This window comes from Providencia huaxiensis (assembly GCF_002843235.3).
In the GTDB taxonomy this organism is placed as follows: Bacteria; Pseudomonadota; Gammaproteobacteria; order Enterobacterales; family Enterobacteriaceae; genus Providencia; species Providencia huaxiensis.
In genome coordinates this window covers 3,223,860-3,250,044 of the sequence record NZ_CP031123.2, presented here as the reverse complement: position 1 = coordinate 3,250,044, position 26,185 = coordinate 3,223,860, and the positions used below count along the sequence as shown (strand labels likewise).

The 26,185-nt window shown below is 42.6% G+C and carries 26 protein-coding genes; 20 read left to right on the top strand and 6 right to left on the bottom strand.

Features of this window, described 5'->3' with window-relative positions; all coding sequences use genetic code 11:
- The first annotated feature begins 4 nt into the window (after positions 1 to 4).
- From CYG50_RS16670 to CYG50_RS16625, 10 genes are all read left to right on the top strand, one after another.
- On the top strand, positions 5 to 586 hold the full coding sequence (locus CYG50_RS16670; protein ID WP_102138099.1) for a fimbrial protein: 582 nt from the start codon (positions 5 to 7) through the stop codon (positions 584 to 586).
- A complete protein-coding gene (locus CYG50_RS16665; protein WP_102138098.1) occupies positions 579 to 1,133 on the top strand; it encodes a fimbrial protein in 555 nt (184 codons plus the stop codon). Before CYG50_RS16670 ends, CYG50_RS16665 begins: the two co-directional genes overlap by 8 nt.
- Before the next feature lie 43 nt (positions 1,134 to 1,176).
- Positions 1,177 to 1,629, top strand: coding sequence for a fimbrial protein (locus tag CYG50_RS16660; RefSeq protein ID WP_229597487.1), 453 nt, complete (start codon positions 1,177 to 1,179; stop codon positions 1,627 to 1,629).
- On the top strand, positions 1,629 to 2,159 hold the full coding sequence (locus tag CYG50_RS16655; RefSeq protein ID WP_102138097.1) for a fimbrial protein: 531 nt from the start codon (positions 1,629 to 1,631) through the stop codon (positions 2,157 to 2,159). The genes CYG50_RS16660 and CYG50_RS16655 overlap by 1 nt, the downstream gene beginning before the upstream one ends.
- 17 nt (positions 2,160 to 2,176) lie before the next feature.
- Entirely contained in the window at positions 2,177 to 3,019 is an 843-nt protein-coding gene (locus CYG50_RS16650; protein ID WP_102138096.1) for an MrpH family fimbial adhesin, read from the top strand.
- Between the two features lie 14 nt (positions 3,020 to 3,033).
- On the top strand, positions 3,034 to 3,306 hold the full coding sequence (locus CYG50_RS16645; protein WP_102138095.1) for a helix-turn-helix domain-containing protein: 273 nt from the start codon (positions 3,034 to 3,036) through the stop codon (positions 3,304 to 3,306).
- 378 nt (positions 3,307 to 3,684) lie between these two features.
- Entirely contained in the window at positions 3,685 to 4,653 is a 969-nt protein-coding gene (locus tag CYG50_RS16640) for a siderophore ABC transporter substrate-binding protein (RefSeq protein ID WP_102138094.1), read from the top strand.
- A 3-nt stretch (positions 4,654 to 4,656) separates the two neighbouring features.
- A complete protein-coding gene (locus CYG50_RS16635) occupies positions 4,657 to 5,619 on the top strand; it encodes an ABC transporter permease (protein ID WP_102138093.1) in 963 nt (320 codons plus the stop codon).
- On the top strand, positions 5,606 to 6,589 hold the full coding sequence (locus tag CYG50_RS16630; protein WP_102138092.1) for an iron chelate uptake ABC transporter family permease subunit: 984 nt from the start codon (positions 5,606 to 5,608) through the stop codon (positions 6,587 to 6,589). The genes CYG50_RS16635 and CYG50_RS16630 overlap by 14 nt, the downstream gene beginning before the upstream one ends.
- A gap of 1 nt (position 6,590) precedes the next feature.
- Positions 6,591 to 7,349, top strand: a complete 759-nt coding sequence (locus tag CYG50_RS16625) for an iron ABC transporter ATP-binding protein (RefSeq protein WP_102138091.1) — start codon at positions 6,591 to 6,593, stop codon at positions 7,347 to 7,349.
- Between the two features lie 239 nt (positions 7,350 to 7,588).
- Here the strand turns inward: CYG50_RS16625 and CYG50_RS16620 are convergent, their stop codons facing one another.
- From CYG50_RS16620 to CYG50_RS16605, 4 genes are all read right to left on the bottom strand, one after another.
- Entirely contained in the window at positions 7,589 to 9,055 is a 1,467-nt protein-coding gene (locus tag CYG50_RS16620) for a hypothetical protein (RefSeq protein ID WP_102138090.1), read from the bottom strand.
- A gap of 216 nt (positions 9,056 to 9,271) precedes the next feature.
- Entirely contained in the window at positions 9,272 to 9,775 is a 504-nt protein-coding gene (locus CYG50_RS16615) for a RidA family protein (protein ID WP_102138089.1), read from the bottom strand.
- 123 nt (positions 9,776 to 9,898) lie between these two features.
- Positions 9,899 to 11,317: an NAD(P)/FAD-dependent oxidoreductase gene (locus CYG50_RS16610; RefSeq protein WP_102138088.1), complete on the bottom strand. Its 1,419-nt coding sequence runs from the start codon at positions 11,315 to 11,317 to the stop codon at positions 9,899 to 9,901.
- Between the two features lie 918 nt (positions 11,318 to 12,235).
- Positions 12,236 to 12,898: a DUF1028 domain-containing protein gene (locus tag CYG50_RS16605; RefSeq protein ID WP_102138087.1), complete on the bottom strand. Its 663-nt coding sequence runs from the start codon at positions 12,896 to 12,898 to the stop codon at positions 12,236 to 12,238.
- A 163-nt stretch (positions 12,899 to 13,061) separates the two neighbouring features.
- Between CYG50_RS16605 and CYG50_RS16600 the strand changes: the two genes are divergently transcribed.
- From CYG50_RS16600 to CYG50_RS16565, 8 genes are all read left to right on the top strand, one after another.
- Positions 13,062 to 14,621, top strand: a complete 1,560-nt coding sequence (locus CYG50_RS16600) for an ABC transporter substrate-binding protein (protein WP_102138086.1) — start codon at positions 13,062 to 13,064, stop codon at positions 14,619 to 14,621.
- A gap of 51 nt (positions 14,622 to 14,672) precedes the next feature.
- Complete coding sequence (locus CYG50_RS16595; RefSeq protein ID WP_102138085.1) at positions 14,673 to 15,620, top strand: ABC transporter permease; 948 nt, start codon at positions 14,673 to 14,675, stop codon at positions 15,618 to 15,620.
- Complete coding sequence (locus tag CYG50_RS16590) at positions 15,617 to 17,431, top strand: dipeptide/oligopeptide/nickel ABC transporter permease/ATP-binding protein (protein ID WP_102138084.1); 1,815 nt, start codon at positions 15,617 to 15,619, stop codon at positions 17,429 to 17,431. Before CYG50_RS16595 ends, CYG50_RS16590 begins: the two co-directional genes overlap by 4 nt.
- The gene (locus CYG50_RS16585; RefSeq protein ID WP_102138083.1) at positions 17,431 to 18,234 is read left to right on the top strand and encodes an ABC transporter ATP-binding protein; all 804 of its coding nucleotides are present in this window, start codon (positions 17,431 to 17,433) and stop codon (positions 18,232 to 18,234) included. The genes CYG50_RS16590 and CYG50_RS16585 overlap by 1 nt, the downstream gene beginning before the upstream one ends.
- Before the next feature lie 30 nt (positions 18,235 to 18,264).
- Positions 18,265 to 19,035 (top strand): FadR/GntR family transcriptional regulator, encoded by a 771-nt coding sequence (locus tag CYG50_RS16580; RefSeq protein WP_102138082.1) that lies wholly within the window; start codon positions 18,265 to 18,267, stop codon positions 19,033 to 19,035.
- A 4-nt stretch (positions 19,036 to 19,039) separates the two neighbouring features.
- Positions 19,040 to 20,095 carry an osmoprotectant NAGGN system M42 family peptidase gene (locus CYG50_RS16575; RefSeq protein ID WP_102138081.1) on the top strand — a complete coding sequence of 352 codons (1,056 nt, stop codon included), beginning with the start codon at positions 19,040 to 19,042 and terminating at the stop codon, positions 20,093 to 20,095.
- A gap of 248 nt (positions 20,096 to 20,343) precedes the next feature.
- Entirely contained in the window at positions 20,344 to 20,631 is a 288-nt protein-coding gene (locus CYG50_RS16570; protein ID WP_102138080.1) for a type II toxin-antitoxin system TacA family antitoxin, read from the top strand.
- Complete coding sequence (locus CYG50_RS16565; protein WP_102138079.1) at positions 20,628 to 21,140, top strand: GNAT family N-acetyltransferase; 513 nt, start codon at positions 20,628 to 20,630, stop codon at positions 21,138 to 21,140. Before CYG50_RS16570 ends, CYG50_RS16565 begins: the two co-directional genes overlap by 4 nt.
- 75 nt (positions 21,141 to 21,215) lie before the next feature.
- On the opposite strand, the gene dsdA is transcribed toward CYG50_RS16565, so the two are convergent.
- Both dsdA and dsdX read right to left on the bottom strand, forming a co-directional pair.
- Positions 21,216 to 22,550 (bottom strand): D-serine ammonia-lyase, encoded by a 1,335-nt coding sequence (gene dsdA, locus CYG50_RS16560; protein ID WP_102138078.1) that lies wholly within the window; start codon positions 22,548 to 22,550, stop codon positions 21,216 to 21,218.
- A gap of 12 nt (positions 22,551 to 22,562) precedes the next feature.
- Entirely contained in the window at positions 22,563 to 23,900 is a 1,338-nt protein-coding gene (dsdX, locus tag CYG50_RS16555; protein WP_102138077.1) for a D-serine transporter DsdX, read from the bottom strand.
- Between the two features lie 216 nt (positions 23,901 to 24,116).
- Between dsdX and dsdC the strand changes: the two genes are divergently transcribed.
- Positions 24,117 to 25,088 carry a DNA-binding transcriptional regulator DsdC gene (dsdC, locus tag CYG50_RS16550; RefSeq protein ID WP_102138076.1) on the top strand — a complete coding sequence of 324 codons (972 nt, stop codon included), beginning with the start codon at positions 24,117 to 24,119 and terminating at the stop codon, positions 25,086 to 25,088.
- A 61-nt stretch (positions 25,089 to 25,149) separates the two neighbouring features.
- Positions 25,150 to 26,172 (top strand): LacI family DNA-binding transcriptional regulator, encoded by a 1,023-nt coding sequence (locus CYG50_RS16545; protein WP_231068752.1) that lies wholly within the window; start codon positions 25,150 to 25,152, stop codon positions 26,170 to 26,172.
- Positions 26,173 to 26,185 lie beyond the last annotated feature (13 nt).

Genomic DNA, 26,185 nt, shown 5'->3' with positions numbered 1-26,185 from the left:
ATGTATGAAAAGGACTCTCCAGTTCAGCACTATCTTATTCAGCTTAGTTCCAGTGTTTACCTTTGGAATAAGTAGCTGGGATATTGATGGATTACACGGAACATTGACAGTAAATGGCATGATGACCGAGGCACCTTGTACGATGGATGTGACCAATTCAAAGCGCCAAGAAGTGTCTCTAGGGGAGATCCCTTCTTATTCACTCCGTAAACCTGGTGATAGAGCTGAACCAGTGTCATTTGAATTAGAATTTAGACATTGCATTCGTACAGAAAGCCGAATGAAAGACACGAGAACGGGCAGAGCGATTTGGGATGCAATGCAGCCCGTCATAACGGTTTCCTTTGTTGCCGTATCGGATAAACACTTTCCAGAAATGTTAAGTGTAAAAGGTGTCTCTGGCTTGGCATTAGAAGTGACTGACGCACAACGAGAAGATATCAGGCTAGGAAGCCGAGGTCGTCCACAATTCCTTGATGCACCGCAGGGGACTCTTCAATATTTTGTCACACCAGTGAGAACTCCCGAAAAATTGACGGAAGGAAGTTTCAGCGCCGTAATGGACTTTAAGGTGGATTATGAGTGATTTAAATAAGCAGCGGTACCTGCTGGCATCATGTCTCGTTGGACTACTTTTTACATCGGCCTCCTATGCAGGGTTACCCGATTCACGTATTAGCCCGTCGGGAAGTACACGGGCGACAGTCACACCCGGTATGATAACCGTACCGATTAAAGGAGTTGTTTTAGCACCACCCCCTTGCAAAATTAATGGTGGAAATATCATCAAAGTCAATTTTGATGAAATCATGAGTACGCGAATTGACGGGAACGCCTATTCGAAACCCATAAATTACAATATTGACTGTGAAAAAAGGCCAACGTCGCAAATGAAAATGACGTTGATTGGTATTCCTGCATCTTTTGATACTGGTGCAATTGAGACAGATCTTCCGGGTTTAGGGATTGCTTTTCGTTATAACGGAAGCAAGCTTCGATTAAATCAAGAAATCAAGTTCGTGTACCCAAATGCCCCTCAATTTGAAGCTATACCTGTTCGTGACTTATCCACAACATTGACAAAAGGTGGGGTTTTTCATGCGGGCGTCACTATCAAACTTGATTATCAGTGAGGGAAAAATAATGCAAAAAATAATGAAAAGATTTCCGCTGATAATGGGTCTGCTAGTAATACCTGCTAGCGCTGCGATGGCGAACGATGTGGAATTTACGGGAACTTTATTAATTCCACCGCCTTGCACTGTTTTTGAAGATAAAGTCAACGTCATTGAATATAAAGATATTGGTTTACATAAAATAGATGGAGTCAGATTCACGAAACCTATTAATTACGCATTGAAGTGTGAAGACAATTTAAAAGGTTGGGACTTGATGCTGACAATCAAAGGAACTGCAACCGACTTTGATACGTCGGCTCTGGAAACCAATTTCCGAGATCTTGGCATGCGTATTACCCAAAATGGTTTAGGCTTTGAAATCAATAAACCGTTAAAGATTACGTATGGGCAACCGCCTGTTTTAGAAGTTGTTCCAGTTAAGAGATTGGGAGTTACGTTGCCTGAAGGAGGCTTTACCGCAACAGGGACATTGCTAGCGGAGTACCAATAATGAACAAACTAATTCAATGTGCAGTAGCTGGAGCCTTACTTATCGACGTTAGTACGGCTTTTGCTGTACCTGATAATTTAAGGATTATCGGTAATTTAGTGGAGGAACCCTGCACTATTTTACCTGGTGATGAAAACATCCCGATGGATTTTTTTGATACACCAGAAAAAAACTTTTATGCCTATGGTGAAACTCCACCTAAAGAGTTTGTGATTAAGCTGTCTGATTGTGACACAACGATTGGTAAATTTGTAGAAGTCACTTTCTCTGGAACTCCGAATCTAGCGCTTCCTGGTTTTTTAGCATTATCAACAAGTAGTGTCGCATCTGGTTTTGCGGTGGGGCTGCAAAATTCAGATAAAACACCACTGGCTCTTGAACAGAAAGGCTCGAAGCTAACGCTACAAGATGGCGCTAACCAATTGCGGTTCTATGCCTATTTAAAAGGTGAACCGGATGCTATTGCAGATAAGACAATAAAAGTAGGGCCTTACAGTGCTGTAGCAACATTTAAATTAGATTATGAATAATAAGGCTGTGAACTAATATGAAAGTATTTTTATCGCTATTAATTGGTGCAGTCATGTTTTCATCTACTGCATCAGCTTATGTTTTTTCCTATATCACTGAATCAAGACCCGGTAATAACCCAAATAATGGCGATGCAGACTATAAGTACGTTATTGCCCGCTGGGACCCTGAATTGCCAACTACGCCTAATCCTTGTTTCGGATGGTCGAAATGCTATCTCACCATAAGCCATAAGCATACCGCTAATGGAACACCGGGGGCGGCAACCGTCGAGTTGGCCGAAATTTCTAGATATCGATACATGCTTGATGTTCAGAATATACCCGGCGTTTTGGCAAAGGCGACAGCTCCAGCAACACAGTGGGCTGTTCATACCGGGGTTAGGCTACAGAATAATCAGGAATGTGTGGGGCTGTTTTACCAAGATCGCACAGGGGTTACAAGTAACGGTGGGTTAATTCCCGGCTCATTATGTGGTATTGCGCCTCCACCAATTGGAGCTTGTAAGATCAACAATACCGTCCCGGATATCAACTTTGGCCCAATTAGTGAAGCCGATCTCGCTGGCCAATCAAAACAAGTGAACATTAGTGTGACATGTAACTTATCGATGGATGTTTTGGTGGTTGCAACTGGTGTTAACGTGACAAATGGTCGTGTAAATCTACGGGCGGATAATAGCTTATATGCGAATTTGTATTTAGGTGGGAACGATACACCTGGGGAAAATGGTTACAAAATCCATGTGCCTGCAGGTGGAACAAACTCGGTCACCCTCAAAGCCGTGCTAGGCACTAATGGCCGAGTTCAAGCTGGTCAGTTTGAAGGTGCCGCAGCCCTTATTTTAACTGTGCCTTAATAAATGGTGAAAATATGTATTCAGAAAATGGTAGTGAAAAAATCCATTATATGGTAGGTCAGAGGATCTTAGAAAAGCGTAGAGAGTTGGGATATACAGGCTTTCAGTTAGCTCAGTTGCTAGGTGTTAGCCAACAACAGATCTCGCGTTACGAAAGAGGCAAAATTAAAATTGACCTGTTTCATCTGTTCAAACTTGCATTTTTAATGGGAACCCCAATCGATTGGTTCCTTGAAGATATTAGCTCCCAGCTTAATAAACATGGGAACTTGGATGATATACAATAATGAGTTTTTAAATGATTAGTGGTGATAGGTAGGTTGAGATTACGGTTTTGTATTGTCTTTTGTACAAATGAGTAGGGCATCAAGGTTTAACTGTAAATTCAATCTATCTATCAATATATCCATCTATCAATATATCCATCTTCAAGTCACCGTTTCCTCATCTTAATTCCTTAATATTTTCCCTACCGTTTTACTTTTGCAATTCTCTTAATTATCCACCAATAGAATGAAATTGATGTTTTTGTGCGTTGTAACAACTTTTTAGCGAATGCAAATGCAAACTAATATCATTTGCGCTTATTTGCGTGTAATATACGCTAAATTATGGGTCACCAAATTTAATCATCAGTACTTTTATCGATGGACGGAGGAAATTAGATGTTTGTAAAATCATTAGTTTCGGGTATTGCTTTGTTATCAGCATTAGTATTAGCGGGTTGTGATAACGCGAAAGACACATCAGAAACAGCTCAAGTTGCAGAAAAACAAACTATCACAGTAGAACATGCCCAAGGCAAAACTGAAATTCCTCGTCATCCGCAAAAAGTTATGGTGATGAACATGGAAACACTGGACATCATGGATGCACTCGGAGCCCCGGTTGCTGGTGTTCCACAAACCAACGTTCGCTTCCCTGAATTCTTAACGAAATATAGCGGCTCTGAATACGTCAATGGCGGAACATTATTTGAACCTGCTTATGAAACATTAAGTAATGCTAAACCTGACCTGATTTTAGGTGGTAGCCGTGCTCGTGATGCCTATGACAAACTCAGTGGTGTTGCTCCAACTATTTCATTAGACATTGATAACAAAAACTTTATTGGTAGCTTAACTGAGCGTACTAATGAGCTTGGCGCATTATTTGGTAAAGAAGAACAAGCCAAAAAACTGATTGCTGACTTCAACACAAAAATTGAAGGTATCAAAACTAAAGCACCGACAGCAGGTAAAGCGATGGTGATCTTAGTCAGTGGTGGTAAAATCTCCGCGTATGGCCCAGGCTCACGTTTTGGCTTTATTTTTGATGTGTTAGGTTTCGAACCGGCTTATGTATTTACTGAAAACACAGGGCGTCACGGTAATATCGTTAATGCAGAATTACTGGTGAAATTGAACCCAGATTGGTTATTTGTTATCGACCGTGATAGTGCGATTGGTAAATCTGATGCTCAGCCAGCCGCAGAGGTACTTGATAACGCATTAGTGAGAAAAACAGCAGCATGGGAAAAAGGCCAAATTACTTACCTTGACCCAACTGCCGTGTATATCGCAGGTGGGATCCAAACTTATTCTCAGTTGATGGACGACATCAATACAGCACTAGAGAAGAGCCAAGCAAAATAACCGATGAAAACGCTTTATCTTTTTTGTGGAATTATCGCGTTATTGGTTTTAGCGGTATTAAGCTTGTTTATTGGAGCGGGTGACGTGTCACCCGTTTCGCTTTTCACCGACCCAGAGATGCAAGACATCTTTTTTATTAGCCGAATTCCCCGAACCATATCCTTGATTTTAGCCGGTAGCGCGATGAGCGTTGCAGGTCTAATCATGCAATTATTAACGCAAAACCGTTTTGTGGAGCCTTCTCTTGCAGGAACAACCCAGTCAGCCAGCTTAGGTTTATTGGTTGTCATGGTACTTTTCCCAGCAGCGAGTATTATGACCAAGATGGTGGTCGCCAGCGGTTTTGCACTCCTTGGCACCATGCTGTTTATGATGCTATTGCGCCGCGTAATTTTAAAATCTGCACTAATCGTCCCTCTGGTAGGGATTATGTTAGGTGCAGTGATTAGCGCATTAACCATCTTTACTGCTTATTATTTCGACTTATTGCAATCTCTTGGTGCATGGATGAGTGGTGACTTTTCTAGCATCATTCAAGGTCGATATGAACTCTTGTGGTTAGTAGGAATATTAACGTTAATTGCTTGCTGGATTGCAGATAGCTTTACGGTTGCCGGTATGGGACGTGAGTTTTCAATTAATGTTGGCCTAAATTATCGCAAAGTGATGACTATCGGTTTATCGATTATCGCCTTAATCAGTGGTGTGGTGGTCGTGGTGGTCGGGGCATTACCTTTCCTAGGCTTAATTATTCCAAATCTGGTGAGCTTAGTGATGGGCGATAACATACGTAAAACCATTCCATGGATTTGTCTTGCTGGTGGTGGCTTAGTTTTACTCTGTGACATTATTGGGCGCTTAATTCGCTATCCATTTGAAATCCCTGCAAGTGTGATTTTAGGTGTTGTTGGCGCGGTGATTTTTTTATATTTATTGTTGAAGCAACAACGTTATGCAAAAAGTTAACTCATCAATAGCGTTGCCTAGGAAAGGGGTAACGCCGTTGCAAAGAATATGGATACTACTGGCATTGTCATTGTTATCCATTGTTCTTTATATGACGGTCAATTTGGGCAGTAATCTTGCCTACATTTTGCCGCACCGAGGCTATATTGTTCTCACCATGATCGTGGTGGCTTTTGCCTCAGGGGTTTCAACAGTTCTCTTTCAAACTATTGCTAATAATAAGATATTGACTCCATCTATCATGGGATTGGAAGCATTATTTATATTATTACAAACCATTTTTGTCTTCTATACCGATAGCTTTCCATCCTCTTGGCTATTGAATATTGGTAAGTTTTTATTAGAGTCCACTCTACTCGTGCTGTTCTCTGTACTGCTTTATCGCTGGTTATTTGTGTCAGTTAAAATGAATATCAACCTAGTATTGATGGTGGGTATTATTCTTGGCACATTATTTCGCAGTGTAGCGACATTGCTACAGCGCTTAATGGATCCCAATGAGTTTTCCATTTTACAAAGCCGGATGTTTGCCACCTTTACCAAAGGGACACCTGAGCTCATTCTATTCACGCTGCTTATCACTGCGGTCGTGGGCGTTTTATTGTGGCGTATGCGCTATTGTTTCGATGTTATCGCGTTAGGGCAAGCCAATGCGGTGAACTTAGGGATTAATTATCGCCAGCAAGTCACGGTTATCTTGTTGCTTATTTCAATCTTGGTTGCTGTTTCGACGGCACTGGTTGGCCCTTTAACATTCTTAGGTTTGATGGTCGCGAACTTAGCTTACTTAGTGGCTGGCAGTAGCCAACACCGCTATTTGCTACCCGTTTCCTTTCTACTTGGTGTCATTGCACTGGTTGGTGGTCAATTGATCCTTGAATATGGCCTAAATATGGCGGGGACATTATCGGTTGTTATCGAGTTTGTCGGTGGAATATTCTTTATTTATATGGTGTTAAGAAGGTTTTAGTATGATTGAAATTAGTCAGATATCGAAAAGTTATCAGGATACTAAAGTCTTAGATAACGTAACAACAACAATTAAAAATAGCGGTATTACCTCAATCATCGGGCCTAATGGTGCAGGTAAATCAACACTGTTGTCGATTATCGGGCGTTTGTTACAGCCCGATGACGGTGGCTATGTCAAAGTGAATGAACTTGATGTATCAACAACTCCGAGTGATAAACTCGCAAAATGTTTATCTGTTTTGCGCCAAGAGAACCAATTTGCGAGTCGACTAACGGTTGAAGAGTTGGTCGGTTTTGGGCGCTACCCGTATACCAAAGGTCGTTTAACCATTGATGATAAAAAGAAAATTGATGAGTCACTCTCTTTTCTAAACTTATCAGATTTACGTCACCGTTATTTAGATGAATTATCGGGTGGTCAACGTCAACGGGCCTATGTGGCAATGGTTTTATGCCAAGATACAGAATATGTTTTACTCGATGAGCCATTGAATAATCTTGATATGAAGCATGCCGTGATTATGATGAAACTGCTGCGTAAAGCCGCAGACGAGCTGGGAAAAACGATTATTTTAGTTATCCATGATATTAACTTTGCGTCAGTTTATTCTGACTACATTGTTGCACTGAGAAACGGCCGTTTGTCTTATCACGGTAAGCCTGAGGAGATCATGAAATCTGAAATTATTGAGGATATTTTTGATACCCCGGTTGATATTAAGAGGGTGGATGACCAGTATATTGCTCTCTACTACTAAATTTTCGTCATCCTTCGAGCTGTAGCGGTGTTGGCTATGCTCGCTACCCCGGGTCACATACTTTTGTATGCTCCCAATTTTCGTCATCCTTCGAGCTGTAGCGGTGTTGGCTACGTTCGCTAACCCTAGTCACATACTTTTGTATGCTCCTAGGGATTAGCTTCTCTTGCCGCCTTGCTACAGTTCGAATGATTTAGAAAATTAAATGTTAGAATATTTTTTATAAAAAGGGGTAATCTTCACTGCGGTGAAATTTCAATGTCTTCATCGGTTGTCAGCAAGTCCAGTGATTGCAACATTTCTAAGCGTTTTATCCCATCGGCATTTACCACTAAACGCGCCAGCTCATTGTAGGTTTTTTTATTTATCGTGATGCGACGGCAAAGGTAAATATGGTAAACCTTTTCTCCCATAATCGCGGGCTCATCATCATTGACGGTTAACTCTTCATAACTAATATCAATGTGTTTCAAAAAATCAGAAATATTGAACCGAGTAATATCGGCGATAGAAGATTGGTTCTTTTCGAAGACGGATTGGCGATTATGCAGTAGCACATCCTTTCGGTAATACAGTATGTCTTCCATACGTTGAACATTGACCAAATTAACCCAATGGGATTTTTGCCGCATTTCACGGATATCGGGTGAAAGCATCGCTTCATTGATAAAGCGAAAGGACTCCTTACAGATACCAACAGGTGCTTTAATACCTTCCCGATAAATACGCAATTGGCGGTCAGGGATCCATTTTTGGAATAGCCGATACAATTGCTCCCGGCCAACTTCTTTTAGCCTATCTTTGAAGATATAGCCGATGATCATCGCTAAAAATAAGTTGGCACTTAAAGCACCATATTTTCCTTGCCAGAAAAAGGCGATAACAGTCGCGAAAATCATTGAAATTGCAGCTGCAATACCATAGATAGAGTGTAGTAGAAGAGGAAGCCCCCGTTTATGACGAATTTCTAAATAGAGATAACGATTAATATATTTTTTCAATAAATTGCGGCGGTATGTGACTAATTCAGCATCCGTTTCATCACTGGGAAAACAATCAGGATACTGCTTTTTCAAATAACGCATCTCTTGGTACCAAAAATGACGTATTTCTTCGCGTAACGGTATTTGTTTATCTGCTAATAAATCACGCAAATAATTCATGGTGTAATACGTCATAAATTCGTCACAATAAGAAAAAGCATTGGAATGGATAGCTTCTTCAATTTTGGCTGACGGAATGGCTAATTCCCGATAAGCACAGAAACATTTGGCGATATTTGCCATGAACTCAGTCAAATATTCGGGAGTCTGCCGTTGGGGAGTTTGGCTTACCATTTTAATGTTCAAGCGGATCGTTCTTTTGAACGTTAAAGCATAACGTTTTAGCCTATTTTCATATTCGTCCAATGAAGGTAAGTTTTGTGGGTTATATTGCTGTAGCCACTGCTTTAGCTCATTCAATGCCCCGTTTTCATCAGTAAGTGATGATAATTTTACTGTAGGTGGGCGTAGCCGAATATAGTTCTTTAGGCTGCGCTGGAGGTTTGATGCTGCATAGAGGTCAGGGTTAATCTGTAATGATGAAGGTAAAAAGAAAAAAGTATCTACTTGGTAACGGATCTCTTTAGACTTACGTGGAAACAACACTTTTTGTTTGATTTCAAACTGCTTTTTTCCATGGATCTTGAGAGACTCTTTAATCATACATTACCTTGTCTTATGCCATTACTAACGTTTACGATTGATAATCGCAGCATAGCACGTTTATTTATTGAAGAACTTTAAGCAATAGCATACAGGAAACGAGAGTAACAATCTGTGAGAGGATGTTGAAAGATATGGCAATAGAAGAAAGGTAATTAATATAACGAGGCACATTGCTATGCCCCATTATCGTTTAGTTATTCGTTATCGAATAACTTATTTTTTTGCAGCTGGGCGTACCGCTGTCACTTCGATTTCTACTCTCCAAGCTGGATTAGCCAGTTTAGCGACTTGGAAGGTAGAACGAGCTGGCAGATTAGTTACTTTCTCAGACTCATAGAACTTGTTGTAACCAGCCATAAAGCCAGCAAAGTCCATAGTACCTTGAGTTTCTTCACCACCAACTAAGAATACTTGCATTTTAACAACGTCGTTCATGGTCAAACCCATACCTTCAAGGTTAGCTTGGATTTGTTTTAACACGTTGATAGTTTGTGCTTCGGTATTACCATAAGACTCTAAAACGCCTTCTTTAGCGTCTGCAGAGATTTTAGAAGGTACTTTTCCGCTCAGGAAAATAAGGCTGTTGCCCGCACCGATTTCTACTGATTCAGAGATAGGGAATCCTTTCACTGGAACGCGTTTAACATCATCAGCTGCATTCGCACTTGCTACACCTAAAATCAAAGGCAGAGAAAGCAATAAAGTTTTATAGCGCATGTAAACTCCTTAACATTATCAAAGTAAATAGGATCTATTAATTTTATCAAAAATTAAACTTTCATTTAACTTTAAACTATTCACTAATAGATCCACAGTAAAAATCGCTATTTTTCCCGTTTTTTAGTTAAAACGAGAAAGTTTGTACGGCGTTGGGTCGATAAATGGTTTTTCGCCCATTAATAATTCAGCCGTTAATCGACCAGATGCAGGGCTTTCTGTCATACCCCAGCCTGTTGCGGTGTTGATGACTAAACCTGGATACTGCTCGACTGTTGAAATAATTGGAATTTCATCATCCGTTGGCGCAACGGTACCACCCCAACGTTCAACCACTTTGGACTCTTTAAATACTGGGAATTCTTTTCTCAGTCTTTCTAGAACGCCATCTAAGTGTTCGTTGTTTGGTGTATTCGTTGCTGTACGGAACTCTTCGAATGGTGTCTTCTCATCTAAGTTCCAAGACGTTGCCATCATGAAGGAGTTGAATAAGTCTTTACCAATAGAGAACTCTAATGGTAATTCTCCACCGCCTAATACGTGCAGGAATCTTGGTCCTAACAGGAAGCTGTCTTTAACGATAGAGCTGGTAAAGATACGTGGAGCAACCGCGTAGGTGCCATCAGCTTGTTCACGGAAGTGAATACCATTAGGTAAGTGTACGTTACCTTTTGGTGCACCTGGTACGCCAGTAATACGTTGTTGTGACAGGTAAACGTTCAGTGTTGGAACGTCAATACCTAAGTTACCCATGAACAGACGCGACCAAATACCACCCGTCAGAACAACACGAGAAGTTTTGATTGCACCTTTTTCTGTGACAACATCAGAGATTTTACCGCCTGCAGTTTCGATACCACGTACTGCACAATTGGTGTAGATGCGGATACCGATTGATTTTGCGTAGTTTGCCATGGTTGGTGTGACAACTTCTGGGTCAAGGCTACCTGAGTCTTCTTCAAATCCACCAATTTTCCATGGAGTTTGTGCATCAACCAGACGATTAGCCAGTTCAGTACCTTCAATCATACGGGTACGTAATGGGGTATCGAAACCTGGGTTTTCAGATGCAGATTTTATCCACGCTCTTGAAATTTCTAAATCTTCTTCGCTAGAAGGTACTTCAACACGGCCTTGAACACGGTAGCTGGTGTCAGCACCGATTTTTTCGTTCATTCCAAGCCATTGAATTTTCCCGTAGTGGTGTAAAGGGAAAATCGCTGGGGAGGTCTTGTAGCTGATGATTTGGCTGTATGCACGGCCTGATTGCTCACCGCCGACAACACCTTTTTCACAGATAACAACATTAAGACCTTTTTCTGCAAGGTTAATTGCAGTCATGATCCCTTGAAGGCCAGCACCGATGATGACTGCATCTGCAGACTCAGGTAATTTGCCTTCAGTACCAGCAACAGCAGGTACACGTGATTTAGTCGATTCAAAACGACCTTCACGATTGATCATAGGAACAACTGCAGCACCCCCTGCTAGAACTCCAGCAGCACCAACCCCTAATAATAGCTTTCTTCTCGAGATTTTCATCTATAACCTCAATAACAATCTTGTTTTTTATATAGTAAATAATTTCAAATTGAGATGATGATCTTATCATATATTTTGTAATTGTTAAGTGTCGGTAGCATTTGTTAACAAAGGTCATTGAAATGAAATGTGACGTAAATTGATGTGCTCAGTGCTGTAAAGGCTTTGTCGGTGATTACTTTATTTTAGAGATGTAAGAATTAATATTTTTTTAATGTTAATGTCATTAAAAGTGTACAGGTGTAAATATGATAATTTAACTTAAGGTTAATAATTGATGAGGGGATCAAAGAAGGAGATTAATATTTCACCATAGATGAAAGTTCTGAATATCCCTTAAGTTATAAAATGAGAAATATAATATATAAATGGAATTTTAATGACCTCTTTGAGTTATTTTTGTTCATTTGATTATTAATTATCCATCTGGTAAGACCTACAAAATTTAAGTTTATTTAATATTGCTTGGCTGGCCTGTCTAAATATCATTCATGATATTAATAGTAATGGCTGTTTTTAACGTGTTGATAATGTTGTTCATTCTATTTTTTATGTGTAATACATAAGCAGAAGAAAATAACCTAGCATTTACTAAGGTTAATTAACGTCATCATTTATGAGATAGAATTAGACAGACTCAAAGAGATAGGTATTTTCTATTATCTTTAATGTTGTAAAAATAACCATTTATTTTTTGATGACTATCAGAGATAAAAGTTAAGAGAATGTATAACAAGAATAGATAATTAAGATTAAGTAATGAATTGGAAATTGAATAAAAAGCTAAATTGGTTGTAATAAGAAAAAATACAGAGTGATTCATGTGGTTAATTGTCATTTAGCGGATGGCTATTTTTTATTTTAGGTACATATCATTCAGTTATTTTACTTTATTAGTCGATATGCACCATGATAGGTTCAATTATTAGTGATATATTCATTCCCTGTAGGAATTTGTGCGAAAAAATTAGCATAATCCTCGGATCGGACTTGTTGAAGAATGGTGACAAGCGCGGATAACGGTGCTTCAGACCAGTCACAGCGAATATCGATATCTGCATATTGTCGGTTATTCCATATTTTTAATGCAGCGGAACGGATCCCCCGGTAGTCACCGCCTTCATCTGCACCTGCTTGCATGGCAATCAGTAGCCTATCAGCCAGATCTTGATGGGCGTTTTTATAATAGCTTTGATGTATGGCATCCAGAACCTGCTCACCAGCTAACATATTTCCAGCAATGGCGAAGTTGGGCTCCGATAAACTTCCACACCAAGGTAAGCAATCTTGTCCCGTCCAATCGGCTGTACCACCGTGGTTATCAAGAATAATCAATTGCCGTTGTTCGCAGCCAATATCTTGTGTCACTAGGTAATCTAAGCTTTTATTCGCATTATGACCTTGTTGCAAATATTCAATACCTGTTAGTCCTGCAATAGGGTTTGTCATTGCTTGAGTGGCGATTGCACCCGTTTGGCTTTCACCATGTAAGACTAATGCACCAACAGCAGGGCCACCTGTTGCCGTTGCTGCGCCTATTTTTCCTGTCACTGGGCAGCGCGCCACAATTGAAAATGTCATTTTACACCTCATAAATTAGACCTTGATCAAATTTATCATCATAAATTCTTGCTTGAAATATAATTTATCATCATAAATAAAGAAAAAGATAAAATTATTAACAAAATTGACACAAATCACACTTCACAATCATATAGCAATGTCAGCACTCGGGGAGGCGCGAATGAAGATGCGTTTATGTAGATGGATAGCCAGTCTTTGGCTTTTATGCTTTATTTCGCTACCGACATTGGCGGTGAATCATCCTAATGTCTTGTTATTAGGGCAAGTTGCTGAGCCGCAGTCATTAGACCCACAAGTGGCGACAGCAGCGAATGATTCCCGAATTTTGGTTAACTTGTATGAAGGGTTAGTTCGCAATGCCGATGGCACATTAACGCTTGAGCCTGCTTTAGCCCAGTCATGGTCTATTAGTGACGATGGCCTCACCTATACTTTCCATTTACGCGAAGATATAAAATTTCACGATGGCAGCCCATTCAATGCGGATGCCGTCAAATTCACGTTTGAACGAATGCTGGATAACCAGCACCCGTACTACCATACAGGGCCATTCCCATTATCGTTTTTTTTCTCCGCGATAGACAAGATAACGACCCCGGATGACAGAACCGTCGTTTTTACCTTAAAAGAGCCGTTTGCCCCGTTTTTATCGAACTTAGCGACACCGGCAGGGCTGATTGTTTCACCTACAGCAGTAAAACAATACGACAAAGACTTTAGCCGCCATCCCAGTGGAACAGGGCCTTTTAAATTTGATGAGTGGACCGCAAACCAAAGGGTGGTCGTATCCGCGAATGAAAACTATTGGGATGGAAAACCCAGTTTAGAGCATGTGGTTTTTCGGCCTATTACTGACGCTAATACTCGGGTCGCAGAAATGTTATCAGGGGGGATTGATGCCATGGTTGAGGTACCCGCTGATAATGTCCCGCTATTTGTTAATGACGACCGCTTTGATGTTTATGAAGCGGTAGGGCCTCATGTTTGGTATGCCATGCTCAATGCGTCTGAACCACCGTTTGATGATGTGCGTGTGAGGCAAGCCGTTAACTATGCGGTAAATAAAGACAATATTGTGAAATATATTCTTCAGGACTCTGCGGGGGTAGCACAAGGGCCCATTCCATCAGCATTTGATTGGGCATTTGATGCAGAAACCAAGGCTTATCCTTATGACCCTGAAAAAGCACGCCAATTGATAGCAGAAGCAGGGGCTCAAGGGCAAAAAGTTATTTTTTATGTCACGGAAGGGGGCTCAGGGATGCTAGACCCGATCCCCATGGCAACCGCCATTCAAGCTGACCTGAAAGCGGTTGGGTTATCTGTCGAAATCCAAACTTTTGAGTGGAATACCTACCTATCCAAGGTCAATGCAGGCCTCAAACAAGCACACATGGCTGAAATGGCATGGATGACGAATGACCCAGATACTTTACCCTTTTTAACCTTACATAGCGCCTCTTGGCCAGATAAAGGCGGGTTTAATTCCGGTTATTACAGTAACAAGCAGCTTGATAGGTTATTAGACAAAGCTCGAGTCACCAATAACCTCGAGGAGCGCGCCCAGCTATATCGGCAAGTACAAAAAATTGTTCATCAAGATGCACCTTGGTTGTTTGTCGCGAATTGGAAGCAAAATGCGGTCGCGAATGAGCATGTTAAGCATTTCAAATTGCAGCCTAATTTTAATTTATTACTTAAAGACGTTCGTAAAGATTGATTAATGTGAATTGATTATTCAATTAATCATTTGATTTTATGGGGAAAAACTATGTGGTTATACTGTTTGAAACGCGTTTTAGCGACCATACCCATACTGATTGGTTTGACGTTAATTGTCTTTTTTATCATGGCAATGATCCCTGGAGACCCAGCTCAAGCGTTGCTTGGCCCTTGGGCGACTCCTGAAAATGTGGCGAGAGTCAAAGTTGAGCTTGGGCTCGATAAGCCGTTATATCAGCAATATTTTATTTGGATGAATAATTTAATTTCGGGTGACTTTGGCCGCTCATTTGTCCTTAACCGTCCAGTTGTTGATGAGGTTTTAGAGCGATTTTCTGCCACGTTAATTTTGGGCGGAAGTGCGTTGTTACTCAGCTCAATTCTAGGGCTGCTGGCCGGGGTCCTTTCTGCCATTCGTCAGTTCAGTTGGAGTGATCGGTTTATTACACTCGCTGTTTTATTGGGTATATCAATGCCATCTTTTTGGATAGGCTTACTGATGATTATGCTTTTTTCTGTTCAATTACAATGGTTTCCGGCATCTGGAATGTATGATATTTGGCAAGGCGGTGGCCTGAGCGATTTATTACATCACCTTGTTTTACCTGCTGTAACGCTTTCATTGGTTGCGACAGGAGTGATTGCGCGTTTGACACGTACGGCAATGTTAGAAGTATTAAGGCTCGATTTCATTCGTACCGCCAGAGCTAAAGGGCTGAGCGAACGCAGAGTGATTTTCCGCCATGCATTTCGTATGGCGCTGGTTTCAGTCATCCCAGTCATTGGTATCCAAGCGGGTTTTGTTTTTGGTGGTGCGGTGTACATTGAAACCGTTTTTCAGTGGCCGGGGCTAGGCGCCATGCTAGTCAAGGCAGTAGCAACCCGTGACTTGTTTTTAGTCCAAGGGGGCGTATTGATTGCGGCAGCGTCCTATGTCTTTATCAATTTGCTTGCGGATGTTGTGCAAGCCATGTTAGACCCGAGGTTGAAATCATGAGCCAGTCTGTGACCCCTGTTATTCAGCATCGTCATCGCCAATCGATCGGCTCGTTATTATTGGCGAACCGTCTAGCAACGTTGGGGCTATTTATTTTAGTTATCATTATGCTCTTGGCATTTTTAGCCCCTTGGCTCCCCCTTGCTGATCCAGATAAAACCGATTTAGTAAATCGGCTACTTCCCGCTTTTTCACCTGATCATTTATTAGGGACAGACCATTTAGGGCGAGATATTTTGTCTCGATTGCTGTGGGGAACCCGAGTATCCCTATTGGTCGGTATCTCAGCAACGCTCATTGCGGCAATATTCGGCACCCTGATTGGCTTGGTGGCTGGCTATGTAGGCCATCGCACCGATACATTATTGATGCGTTGTATTGATATGCTAATGGCATTTCCATACATACTATTGGCATTAGCGATTGTCGCAGTCCTTGGGCCAGGGTTACTCAATGCGTTATATGCTATCGCATTGGTCAATATTCCCTTTTTTGCGAGAAATATTCGTGGGTTAACGGTGGGTTTGCGTGATAGGGATTTTATTCAAGCAGCAAGGCTGTCAGGTAAAAACCACCTACAAGTGCTATTAACGGAAGTGTTACCGAATGTCTTGCCAATTATTGTGGTTACCATGTCAACGACCATCGGTTGGATGATCTTAGAGACGGCGGGCTTGTCATTTTTAGGGCTAGGGACTCAGCCACCGAATGCAGATTTAGGTTCAATGTTAGGGCAAGGACGCGCACAAATGTTTGTCGCTCCTCATGTGGCATTGGTACCCGGTATTATGATCTTTCTTATTGTGATTAGCTTTAACCTGTTAGGGGATGGCGTGCGTGACATTCTTGATCCCCGGTTAAAATCAGGGGCTCTACAGCGCTCACAACCGATGACACAGACTGATAGAGTTAATATTCCTGCGAAAACAGGGGATAAACAAGCGGTATTAGAAGTCAAAGAGTTGTCTGTCGCTTTTCGCCAAGGAAATCAATTACGTCCGACTGTAAAAGGGATCAGTTTTACCGTTGGAGCGGGGGAGTGCTTAGGGTTAATTGGGGAGAGCGGCTCAGGTAAGAGTGTTACGGCTTTGTCTGTGATGGGGCTGCTAGCGTCGCCTCCTGCGCTGATTACCGCGGGGGGGATTTATGTAGAACATGAAGAAATGTTGTCATTGCCATTATCCGTTATGCAGCGCCGTCGTGGTGCGAAGGTGTCCTATATTTTCCAAGACCCACTGACGACACTCCATCCGCAATTTACCATTGGTGTGCAATTGCGTGAAGCCATCACTGCTCACCAGTCTTTGTCACTCTATGAGGCGAAAAATAAAGCTATCGAATTATTGGATAGTGTTGGGATCCCTGATGCGCAAGAACGTTTTGATGCCTATCCCCATGAGCTCTCGGGCGGGCAGCGTCAGCGGGTAGGGATCGCGATGGCGTTGGCCAATGACCCAGTGTTGATTATTGCCGACGAGCCGACCACCGCATTAGACGTCACGGTCCAGGCGCGTATTTTAGAGTTACTCAACCAACTACGCCGTGAACGCGGTGTTGCGCTCTTATTTATTACCCATGACTTCGCGGTTATTAATCAAATTTGCGACCGTGTTGCGGTGATGCAGCAAGGTGAGATAGTCGAAACGGGGGATACGCAAACGGTATTACGTCAGCCTCAGCATCCATACACACAACGTCTGATCGCCAGTGTACCGAAGTTAGGGGAAGGGCGTGGGTTTTTAAAGCAGGTTCAACAACTCTATGGTCATCAGCCTAATGGTAATGATTTAGCATCAACGCAGGAGGCTTAATGAAAAAAGTGATTGAGGTTAATCAGTTGGTGAAAACCTTCGGGCAGCCGAAGAGCCTATTTCACCCCCGAGGGCGCCAAGTTCATGCACTAAAAAACATTTCATTATCGCTCTATGAAGGCGAAACACTTGCTGTTGTAGGGGAGAGTGGTTCTGGAAAAAGCACCTTAGCGCGTATTTTAGTTGGGTTGGAGCGTGAAACCTCGGGGGAAATTAGCGTATTAGGGCAGACTCGAGCCGAGTGGCTGCAGCAAGGTGCTCGTGCGTTTGGGCAAGCTATTCAGTATGTTTTTCAAGACCCTGTCGCATCTTTGAACCCACGTAAAACGATTGGGGAAACATTAACGGTTCCCTTGAAATACTTAAAGCACATGAGTGCATCACAAAGGGCGAAACGCTTGGCGGAATTACTTGAGGCCGTCAATATGCCAATTGACGCGTTAGCTTGCTATCCCCATGAGTTTTCGGGAGGACAGGCACAGCGGCTAGCGATTGCGAGAGCCTTAGCCGCAGATGCGCGGATATTAGTCCTTGATGAGCCAGTTAGTGCGTTGGATGTTTCGGTGCAAGCGCAAGTCTTGTTGTTATTAGAACAACTTAAACAACAGTTTTCGTTGTCGTATTTATTTATTAGCCACGATTTAGCGGTAGTGGAATCGATAGCAGATAGGGTTGCCGTACTCTATTTAGGGGATTTGCTAGAATGTCGAGATACCCGCAGCTTATTTGCCGCGCCGGAGCATGAATATACGCGAAATTTATTGGCGAGTGCCCCACGTATTCGTGTTGATTCAGTCGTTTAGAAAATAATTTAAACCAGTTGAGAACCTAATATGAGCACCAATAAGCCGACGACAATAGAGCCAGTACGTATTAAGCGGACTGATGAAATCGTCAATGCAATAAAAGAAACTATCATGGCCAATAACCTCATACCCGGTGACCGTTTGCCACAAGAAAAAGAACTGATTGAACATTATAACGCCAGCAAAAGTACGGTGCGAGAAGCACTGAAATCATTAGAAGTTCAAGGATTAATTAAAACGAAAACCGGGCCGGGTGGTGGCGCGTTTATTGATTCCATGACTGAATCCCGAGCAATGAGTTTGTTATCGAACTATTTGTTTACGCGGGATATATCAATCAAAGATATTTATACGCTACGTAAATTACTCGAACCAGTGGTTGCCGTTAGTGCGATTGACAACATTGATAATGAGGGTATTCAAAAGCTGTACGATACCATCGCCATTTATGACCATGAACCCGCAGATGAAAACGAACGCTGGCAACAGCGGATGGCCGAACTGGATTTTCATGCCGTGGTTGCCAGCTATTCCGACAACGTTTTATTAGTGTTTATTTGCCATTTTTTACAGCGTTTACTCAAAGATTTAGCGGTTTGTAAGGATATTTATTTAAAACCTGAGCCTGTCGATAGACGCCAAGGCATTGAATACCAATATCAATTAATCGAAGCATTACGCCGTAAAGATGTCGCAAAAGTTCAATCGGTGATGGAAGCTCATATGGCTTATGCAGAACAAGCCATGTTAGCGCTGCAAGCCACATTGCAAGAACGTTTTTTAAGTGAAGATAGGTAATATAATGATAGATAAAGTATATCTGACCTCTGTATTAAAAACATTGTTATGTACGCCTAGCCCGGTTGGTATGACGGAGCAAGCCGTGGCACAAACTCACCAATGGTTGACTGAGTTGGGGTTCACACCGAAATACACACGCCGTGGGGTGTTATATATCACGCTTGGCTCTGAAGAGCCTAAACGTGCATTAGCCGCCCACCTTGATACGTTAGGGGCAATGGTGACACAACTCAAACCGAATGGGCGTTTGGCTCTGCGTAATACAGGTACATGGGCAGCGCGTTTTGCGGAAGGTGCAAGGGTGACGGTATTTAGTGACAATCACCAATATCGCGGCACGATTTTGCCATTAAAAGCCTCTGGGCATCGCTTTAATACTGAAGTTGATACCCAAATAGCCGATTGGGATAATTTAGAAATTCGCCTTGATGCCCCCTGTTATAACTTCGCTGATTTGCAATCCCATGGCTTAAATGTCGGTGATATTGTTGCGGTTGATGCGCAACCCGAATTCATTGACAACGGTTTTATTGTTTCTCGTCATTTAGATGACAAAGCTGGCTGCGCGGTGATGTTAGCTGCATTAAAATCACTGGTGGATGATGGCATTGTGCCAGCGGTGCCTTGCCAGATGATGTTCACGATTTCAGAAGAGGTCGGTATTGGCGGAACACACGGTTTTGGTCCGCAGGTTCAAGAATTATTAGCGATTGATAACTCTGTTTCTGCCCCAGACCAAACCACACGGGATGACGCACTCACTTTAGCTTTTCGTGACAGAACCGGGCCGTTTGATTTAGCCATTACACGGCATTTATTGCAGCTATGTCAGCAGTATGATATTCCTCACGTCCGCGATACGTTTAAACATTATCGTTCGGATAGTGCCGCCGCGATTGATGCAGGGTGGGATATTCGTGCGGCTTTAGCCTGTTTTGCTCTAGACAGTTCCCACGGCTGGGAAAGAACGCATCTTGACTCATTAGTCGCGCTTGCGACGTTAGTAAGACGCTATATTGAAAGTGATTTAGTGCCATTACCGGGGCAATCATTATAAAGCGAATAATGTGCGGTTGATGGTAAAAAGCCCTCTTCTCATTAAGTGACCCCTAATAATTGGTTTCCCAGCTATTGGGGGATTTCACTCATGTCAGCTTTTTGATTTTTTTATTAATTTCACTGTTAAATCAATGTGGTATTTACGTCATAAATACATGGTACGACAATCTTGTATTTACAATGTAATGACAACGACATTACATTTCTGTATGCTTAGCTGAGTAAGCAATCAATTGGGAGGTCGATATGTCGACTCAAAATGATGTTGCCGTGACTCGCTCATCTCTTAACCTGAGAATAAAACCGGAAGACAAAATCCTGATCGACCGTGCTGCGAATGCTGTGGGAAAAAACCGTACCGAATTTGTTCTGGAAGCAGCGCGGCGTGCAGCTGAAGAAACACTGGCCGATCTGCGGGTGATTAACGTCAGCGCCGAGGTTTACCAAGAATTTATCAGCCAGCTTGATGCCGCGCCGAGTAGTAATGAGGCATTGAGGAAAACGATGATGTCTAAATCCCCTTGGGAGGAATGACATTGAAGCTAACAGCGCCAGAACCACTAAAAACAGGCCATTTACTGGAAGGGTTTTCCTCTGGTGAAGAGGCATTGGATCTCTGGTTAAAAAACCGGGCAATGAGTTATCAAAACTCAGGGGCCTCGCGCACTTTTGTGACCACTTCGGATAACCAAGTAATGGGTTACTATGCCTTGTCCACCGGGGTTGTGAGCACCAATCAAGCCGCTGGGCGATTTCGCCGCAACATGCCCTCTGACATTCCCGTCATCTTACTCGGCAGGCTAGCTGTAGATACAAGGGCGAAGGGTCTTGGAGTTGGTAGGGGGTTAGTTAAAGATGCCTGTCATCGTGTTATTCAGGCTTCTGGGCTGGTGGGCATTCGAGGGGTTGTGGTTCACGCATTAACGGACAATGCTAAACGGTTCTATGAGCACATTGGTTTCGTCCCTTCACCACTTGACTCTATGATGTTGATGATAACGCTTGCCGATCTACAATTCGCATTGGGTATTCACCCGAACTGACCAAGCTTGGGATCCCGAGTTTTTATCAAAGCCCTCATATCATTGAATGTAAGAGGGCTTTGAACATGTTAATTATTAGTTTAGATTGGCTTGTGATAAATATTTTTGCATTTCATCTGCAGGAACCATACCACCACCCGTTGCCCATACCAGATGTGTTGCGTTAGCCAGTTTCGTTGGTGTGAGTGCTTTTGATTGCAAATAATCGGTGTTTTGCGTGACATGCACGCAGCCAGTCATACCCGCCAAGGCCGACGGTTCTAATTTAATAGACTCTGTCTGGTTGAGTAAGCCTAACAGGTTATACATTTCGCTATCTTCGATGGTGTAATAACCATCAATTAACCGCTCCATTGCGCGTCCTACAAAGCCTGATGCACGGCCAACCGCAAGGCCGTCTGCGGCGGTGATATTATCGATACCAATTTCTTGAACAGAGACTCCATCATGCAGGCCAGTATGTACTCCTAGCAGCATACAAGGTGAGTGGGTTGGTTCAGCGAATAAGCAGTGGACGGCATCCCCAAAGGCGAGTTTTAGCCCGAAAGCGACACCACCGGGACCACCCCCGACACCGCAGGGTAAATAGACAAACAGCGGGTGGTCGTTATCTACGGTAACACCTTGGTCTGCAAATTGCTTTTTCAAGCGCAAGCCTGCCACGGCATAACCTAAAAATAAGGTGGTAGAGTTTTCATCATCAATAAAAAAGCAGTTCGGGTCTTTTTCGGCTTCTTTACGGCCTTGTTCGACGGCAATGCTGTAATCTTGCTCGTATTCCACCACATTCACGCCATGTGAACGCAATTTGTCTTTTTTCCACTGTCTGGCATCAGCGGACATATGCACACTGACACTAAAACCGAGTTTAGCGCTCATAATGCCGATAGACATGCCAAGGTTGCCGGTTGAGCCTACCGCGATGCGGTATTGGCTAAAGAATTGACGAAATTGTTCAGAAAATAAAATTTCGTAATTATCGTCTGTTGATAAAATACCGGCTGCTAAGGCGAGTTTTTCCGCATGGGTGAGGACTTCATAGATGCCGCCCCGAGCTTTGATTGACCCTGAAATTGGCAGGTGGCTATCTTTTTTAAGTAATATTTTCCCGGTAATTGGCGTTTGGTAGCGAGCTGCAAGAGCGGCTTGCATCTGTGGAATAGTGACCACTTCGGATTCTATGATCCCTTGTGTGGCTTGGGTTTCAGGAAAGGCTTTCATCAAATAAGGCGCAAAGCGGTTTAATCGCGCTTCTGCGTCTTGCACATCTTCAATGGTTAGCCCGACATAAGGCAAACCCGCTTGTGTTGTCGTGACATTTGGGTTGAACCACGCAATTGGCTTTAAATCGATTAAGTCCTGAACTAAAGGGTAGTCAGCAATTAACTTATCAACATTTATCTGAGTCATAATTACTCTCTTTTAAATCACAAATGAAAGTGCAAAAGTCCCTGCCAGCGCGACGAAAGACGCAATCAACGTGGCGACACTATAAAAACGGAATGTTTCGGCTAAAGTGGCATTACAGTACTGTTTAACTAGCCAGAACAACGAGTCAGTGACGATAGTGCAGCCAATTGCGCCGGAGCCAATGGCTAATGTCATGATTTCTGGGCTAATGTGTGGGTACATTGGCATTAATGGAGCCACAATCGCGGTTGCGCCCATCATCGCAACGGTGGCAGAACCGACAGCGGCATGAAGAATAATGGCGACCAGCCAGGCCAGCAAGATGGGGTGCATATCAATGCCCGATAACACCATCGCTAAGGAGTCGCTCAATCCACTGCCTTTTAAGATGCCGTTAAATGCCCCACCTGCCCCGATAATCAATAAGATATTAGCAATTGAGCTAAAACTCTCTTCGGTTTTGCTGAGTAATACGCTCATACCCATATTACGTCGAATACCTAACATGTAATAAGCGACAAAAGCAGCAATAAACATAGCGGTTATTGGGTTACCAATAAACTGTAATAAGGTAAATAACTGGCTGTCTTTGCTCATGTTCAAGTCAGCGGCTGTCTTGATTAACATGAGAGCAATTGGCAGTAACACCGTGAACAGTGTGGCACCTAAAGAAGGTAAGTCTTTTTCTTCACGTACTTCAAGGTCAGAGAAGGCTTCCGGCACAGTTTTAAATGGTAAGCGGTCACCTAAGAATTTGAGGAACAGTGGCCCACCAACTAATGAGGCGACTAAGCCTACCGCTAACCCTGCGACAATCACCGTGCCAATGTCAGCTCCCAATTCATTTGTGACAAATAGGGCAGCAGGGTGTGGCGGTACGATGCAATGGACGGCCATCAGAGCGGTGCATAATGGGATAGCCAGTTTTAATAACGAGGTATTGGTTCTTTTGGCAATGGAAAATGCGAGTGGGATCAGTAACACCACACCAACCTCAACAAACAGCGTAATACCGCAGATTAACCCAATTAGCACCATGGTAACGTCAGGCGTCAACCAGCGGCTTTTTTGTAAAGTGACCCCGATGCGTTCAGCGGCACCTGAAATTTCCATCATTTTGCCGAGTATGGTACCCAACCCAATAATGGCGGCTAAAAAACCAAGCGTACCGCCAATGCCATTTTCGATGGCGCTGACCATCTCTAATGGGTTCATTTGCATGGAGATACCGACAAAGAAGCTGGCGAGTAAAAGTGCTAAAAAGGGATGAAACTTAAATTTAATAATTGAAACGATGATTAGTAAAATACTGATAACTAAAGTACCAATCATCCACATTGTAGAGTCCATATCCTACCCCTGATCATCTTGTTGTTGTTCTTCTATTGGATAATAAATATTCAAAGGTGACAAACGATGAAACATATGGTTTAGATGAGCTAAATTAACTCAAGGGTGTGATATTAGTCATATAAAATGGAGATTAGTGCATTTGAGTCACCCTAATTCATCTTAAAATGGGTATTGTAGAGATCATTGGGGGTCATTGTTTTTATCGGAGGCGTTGTGTCAGCACATTTCAATCAATTTGAGCAATCTGGATTTATTCAGTGGAATAAACGGTTATCAAGTTATCAGCTATCGCGTCTACATACCTTTGAAGCGGCGGCACGGCACTGCTCTTTTGCATTGGCGGCACAGGAACTGGCGTTAACGCCTAGTGCAGTTAGCCACCGAATTAACACCCTAGAAGGGGAATTGGGGTTTAAATTATTTGAACGTTTTCATCGGCGCATTGAATTGACGGTTGATGGTGAGCGGATTTACTGGGCTTTACGCAAAAATTTGGATGATATTAACCAAGAAATCATTGATATCAAGAACCAAGAAATCTCGGGTGAACTTACGGTATATTCGCGACCATCCATCGCTCAGTGCTGGTTAATTCCCAAAATTGCGGATTTTGCTCATCAATACCCCTCGATTCAATTGAATCTATTAACAGGGAACGATGACGTTAATTTTCGAGGTTATGGTATTGATGTTGCTATTTATTATGATGATATCACTCGGCCAAACTTATATTGTGAAGATTTAATGTCAGAATCAATTGTCCCAGTTTGTAGCCCACAATATGCAGAACAGCATGATTTACTTAATAATATGCACCAATTGAAAAATTGTACTTTATTGCATGATAGGCAAGCATGGAGCAGTAACTCTGACTATGATGAATGGAAGGCGTGGAGTGAGTATTACCAATTAACGTTGTTTCCTCATCGCCGAAACTTATGTTTTGATCGTTCTGATCTAGCGATTGTTGCCGCCATGAACCATGCAGGTGTAGCCATGGGGCGTAAACAATTGGTTGAAAAACGTCTTAAGCGGCAAGAACTAGTAATGCCATTTGGCGACATTTCGCTGAAGTGCGAACAACGCCACTATTTTGCGATGCTTAATGATAAACGTAATCCGAAGGCAGATATTTTTATTCAATGGTTAAAACAGCAAGTTAACGCAATATCACAAGTAAAATGACGCTTACTCGAGTAAGATAACCACTTGGTGATGTTTTTAGAGAATGGGAAAACCGCAAGCTATGGCCCCGAAAACGCAAAAAGTTGCCACGATCAAAGATGTCGCTGCCAAAGCTCAGGCAGGGAAAACCAGTATCTCACGTTATTTGAATGGTGAATTCCATTTGCTTTCAGATAATTTGCGTCAACGTATTGAAAGTGCCATCCGTGAATTAAACTATCGCCCCAACCAAATGGCACGTAGCTTGAAACATGGGCGGACAGGCTTGATTGGCTTGATTATTGCCGATATCGGTAACCCATTCTCTGTTGAAGTCCTAAAAGGGGTGGAAGCCGAGTCAATCAAACAAGGTTTTATGACAGTGGTTTGCAATGCCAATAATAGCATTGAGCGTGAATGCCAATTTATTCAGCTACTAAAAGGTTACCGCGTGGATGGGCTTATTATAAATTCAGCGGGTGTTAATGAGCAATTCATTGATGTGTTGAAAGAAACCACGCTTCCTTTTGTCTTATTAGATAGAAAAATCGATAACTTTCCCAGTGATATGGTTGGGTTAGATAACCCCGCTTCTGCACAAATGGCCTTTAATCATCTGATTGAACAAGGATTTGAAGCGATTTGCTTCGTGACTGAGCCCATTGTGTATAACAGCGCACGTCAGGAGCGTTTACAGACATTCCAAGCGTTATCGCAGAGCCATCAACATATTCAAAGCGAATTTCATGAAGTGACCTTGCCTGACCCGGCAAAATTAGAAGCCATCGTTGCTGATTTTTGTACGGCACATCGTGGTATGCGCAAAGTGATTGTCGCCGCCAATGGCGTGCTGACCTTGCAGTTGGCATATGTCATGAATAAGCAAGGGCTACGTTGGGGGACAGATATTGGTTTTTTAAGTTTCGATAACCTCGAATGGGCTGCATTAGCTGGGCAAGGGGTGACTTCGGTGTCACAACCGACAGCGGAAATGGGGCACAAGGCGGTGGAGTGCTTGCTAGAAAAGCTGGAAGACCCAGATAAACCCCCAGTGCAATACTTATTTAATGGGGAACTACTGATCCGTAAATCAACGACATTGTAGTTTTTAACGGCTC

What these genes read in the sequence shown, in the direction of transcription:
- CYG50_RS16670 (WP_102138099.1), top strand. Translation starts at nt 5, where the DNA reads ATGAAAAGGACTCTCCAGTTCAGCACTATCTTATTCAGCTTAGTTCCA.
- CYG50_RS16665 (WP_102138098.1), top strand. Translation starts at nt 579, where the DNA reads ATGAGTGATTTAAATAAGCAGCGGTACCTGCTGGCATCATGTCTCGTT.
- CYG50_RS16660 (WP_229597487.1), top strand. Translation starts at nt 1,177, where the DNA reads ATGGGTCTGCTAGTAATACCTGCTAGCGCTGCGATGGCGAACGATGTG.
- CYG50_RS16655 (WP_102138097.1), top strand. Translation starts at nt 1,629, where the DNA reads ATGAACAAACTAATTCAATGTGCAGTAGCTGGAGCCTTACTTATCGAC.
- CYG50_RS16650 (WP_102138096.1), top strand. Translation starts at nt 2,177, where the DNA reads ATGAAAGTATTTTTATCGCTATTAATTGGTGCAGTCATGTTTTCATCT.
- CYG50_RS16645 (WP_102138095.1), top strand. Translation starts at nt 3,034, where the DNA reads ATGTATTCAGAAAATGGTAGTGAAAAAATCCATTATATGGTAGGTCAG.
- CYG50_RS16640 (WP_102138094.1), top strand. Translation starts at nt 3,685, where the DNA reads ATGTTTGTAAAATCATTAGTTTCGGGTATTGCTTTGTTATCAGCATTA.
- CYG50_RS16635 (WP_102138093.1), top strand. Translation starts at nt 4,657, where the DNA reads ATGAAAACGCTTTATCTTTTTTGTGGAATTATCGCGTTATTGGTTTTA.
- CYG50_RS16630 (WP_102138092.1), top strand. Translation starts at nt 5,606, where the DNA reads ATGCAAAAAGTTAACTCATCAATAGCGTTGCCTAGGAAAGGGGTAACG.
- CYG50_RS16625 (WP_102138091.1), top strand. Translation starts at nt 6,591, where the DNA reads ATGATTGAAATTAGTCAGATATCGAAAAGTTATCAGGATACTAAAGTC.
- CYG50_RS16620 (WP_102138090.1), bottom strand. Translation starts at nt 9,055, where the DNA reads ATGATTAAAGAGTCTCTCAAGATCCATGGAAAAAAGCAGTTTGAAATC.
- CYG50_RS16615 (WP_102138089.1), bottom strand. Translation starts at nt 9,775, where the DNA reads ATGCGCTATAAAACTTTATTGCTTTCTCTGCCTTTGATTTTAGGTGTA.
- CYG50_RS16610 (WP_102138088.1), bottom strand. Translation starts at nt 11,317, where the DNA reads ATGAAAATCTCGAGAAGAAAGCTATTATTAGGGGTTGGTGCTGCTGGA.
- CYG50_RS16605 (WP_102138087.1), bottom strand. Translation starts at nt 12,898, where the DNA reads ATGACATTTTCAATTGTGGCGCGCTGCCCAGTGACAGGAAAAATAGGC.
- CYG50_RS16600 (WP_102138086.1), top strand. Translation starts at nt 13,062, where the DNA reads ATGAAGATGCGTTTATGTAGATGGATAGCCAGTCTTTGGCTTTTATGC.
- CYG50_RS16595 (WP_102138085.1), top strand. Translation starts at nt 14,673, where the DNA reads ATGTGGTTATACTGTTTGAAACGCGTTTTAGCGACCATACCCATACTG.
- CYG50_RS16590 (WP_102138084.1), top strand. Translation starts at nt 15,617, where the DNA reads ATGAGCCAGTCTGTGACCCCTGTTATTCAGCATCGTCATCGCCAATCG.
- CYG50_RS16585 (WP_102138083.1), top strand. Translation starts at nt 17,431, where the DNA reads ATGAAAAAAGTGATTGAGGTTAATCAGTTGGTGAAAACCTTCGGGCAG.
- CYG50_RS16580 (WP_102138082.1), top strand. Translation starts at nt 18,265, where the DNA reads ATGAGCACCAATAAGCCGACGACAATAGAGCCAGTACGTATTAAGCGG.
- CYG50_RS16575 (WP_102138081.1), top strand. Translation starts at nt 19,040, where the DNA reads ATGATAGATAAAGTATATCTGACCTCTGTATTAAAAACATTGTTATGT.
- CYG50_RS16570 (WP_102138080.1), top strand. Translation starts at nt 20,344, where the DNA reads ATGTCGACTCAAAATGATGTTGCCGTGACTCGCTCATCTCTTAACCTG.
- CYG50_RS16565 (WP_102138079.1), top strand. Translation starts at nt 20,628, where the DNA reads ATGACATTGAAGCTAACAGCGCCAGAACCACTAAAAACAGGCCATTTA.
- dsdA (WP_102138078.1), bottom strand. Translation starts at nt 22,550, where the DNA reads ATGACTCAGATAAATGTTGATAAGTTAATTGCTGACTACCCTTTAGTT.
- dsdX (WP_102138077.1), bottom strand. Translation starts at nt 23,900, where the DNA reads ATGGACTCTACAATGTGGATGATTGGTACTTTAGTTATCAGTATTTTA.
- CYG50_RS16545 (WP_231068752.1), top strand. Translation starts at nt 25,150, where the DNA reads ATGGCCCCGAAAACGCAAAAAGTTGCCACGATCAAAGATGTCGCTGCC.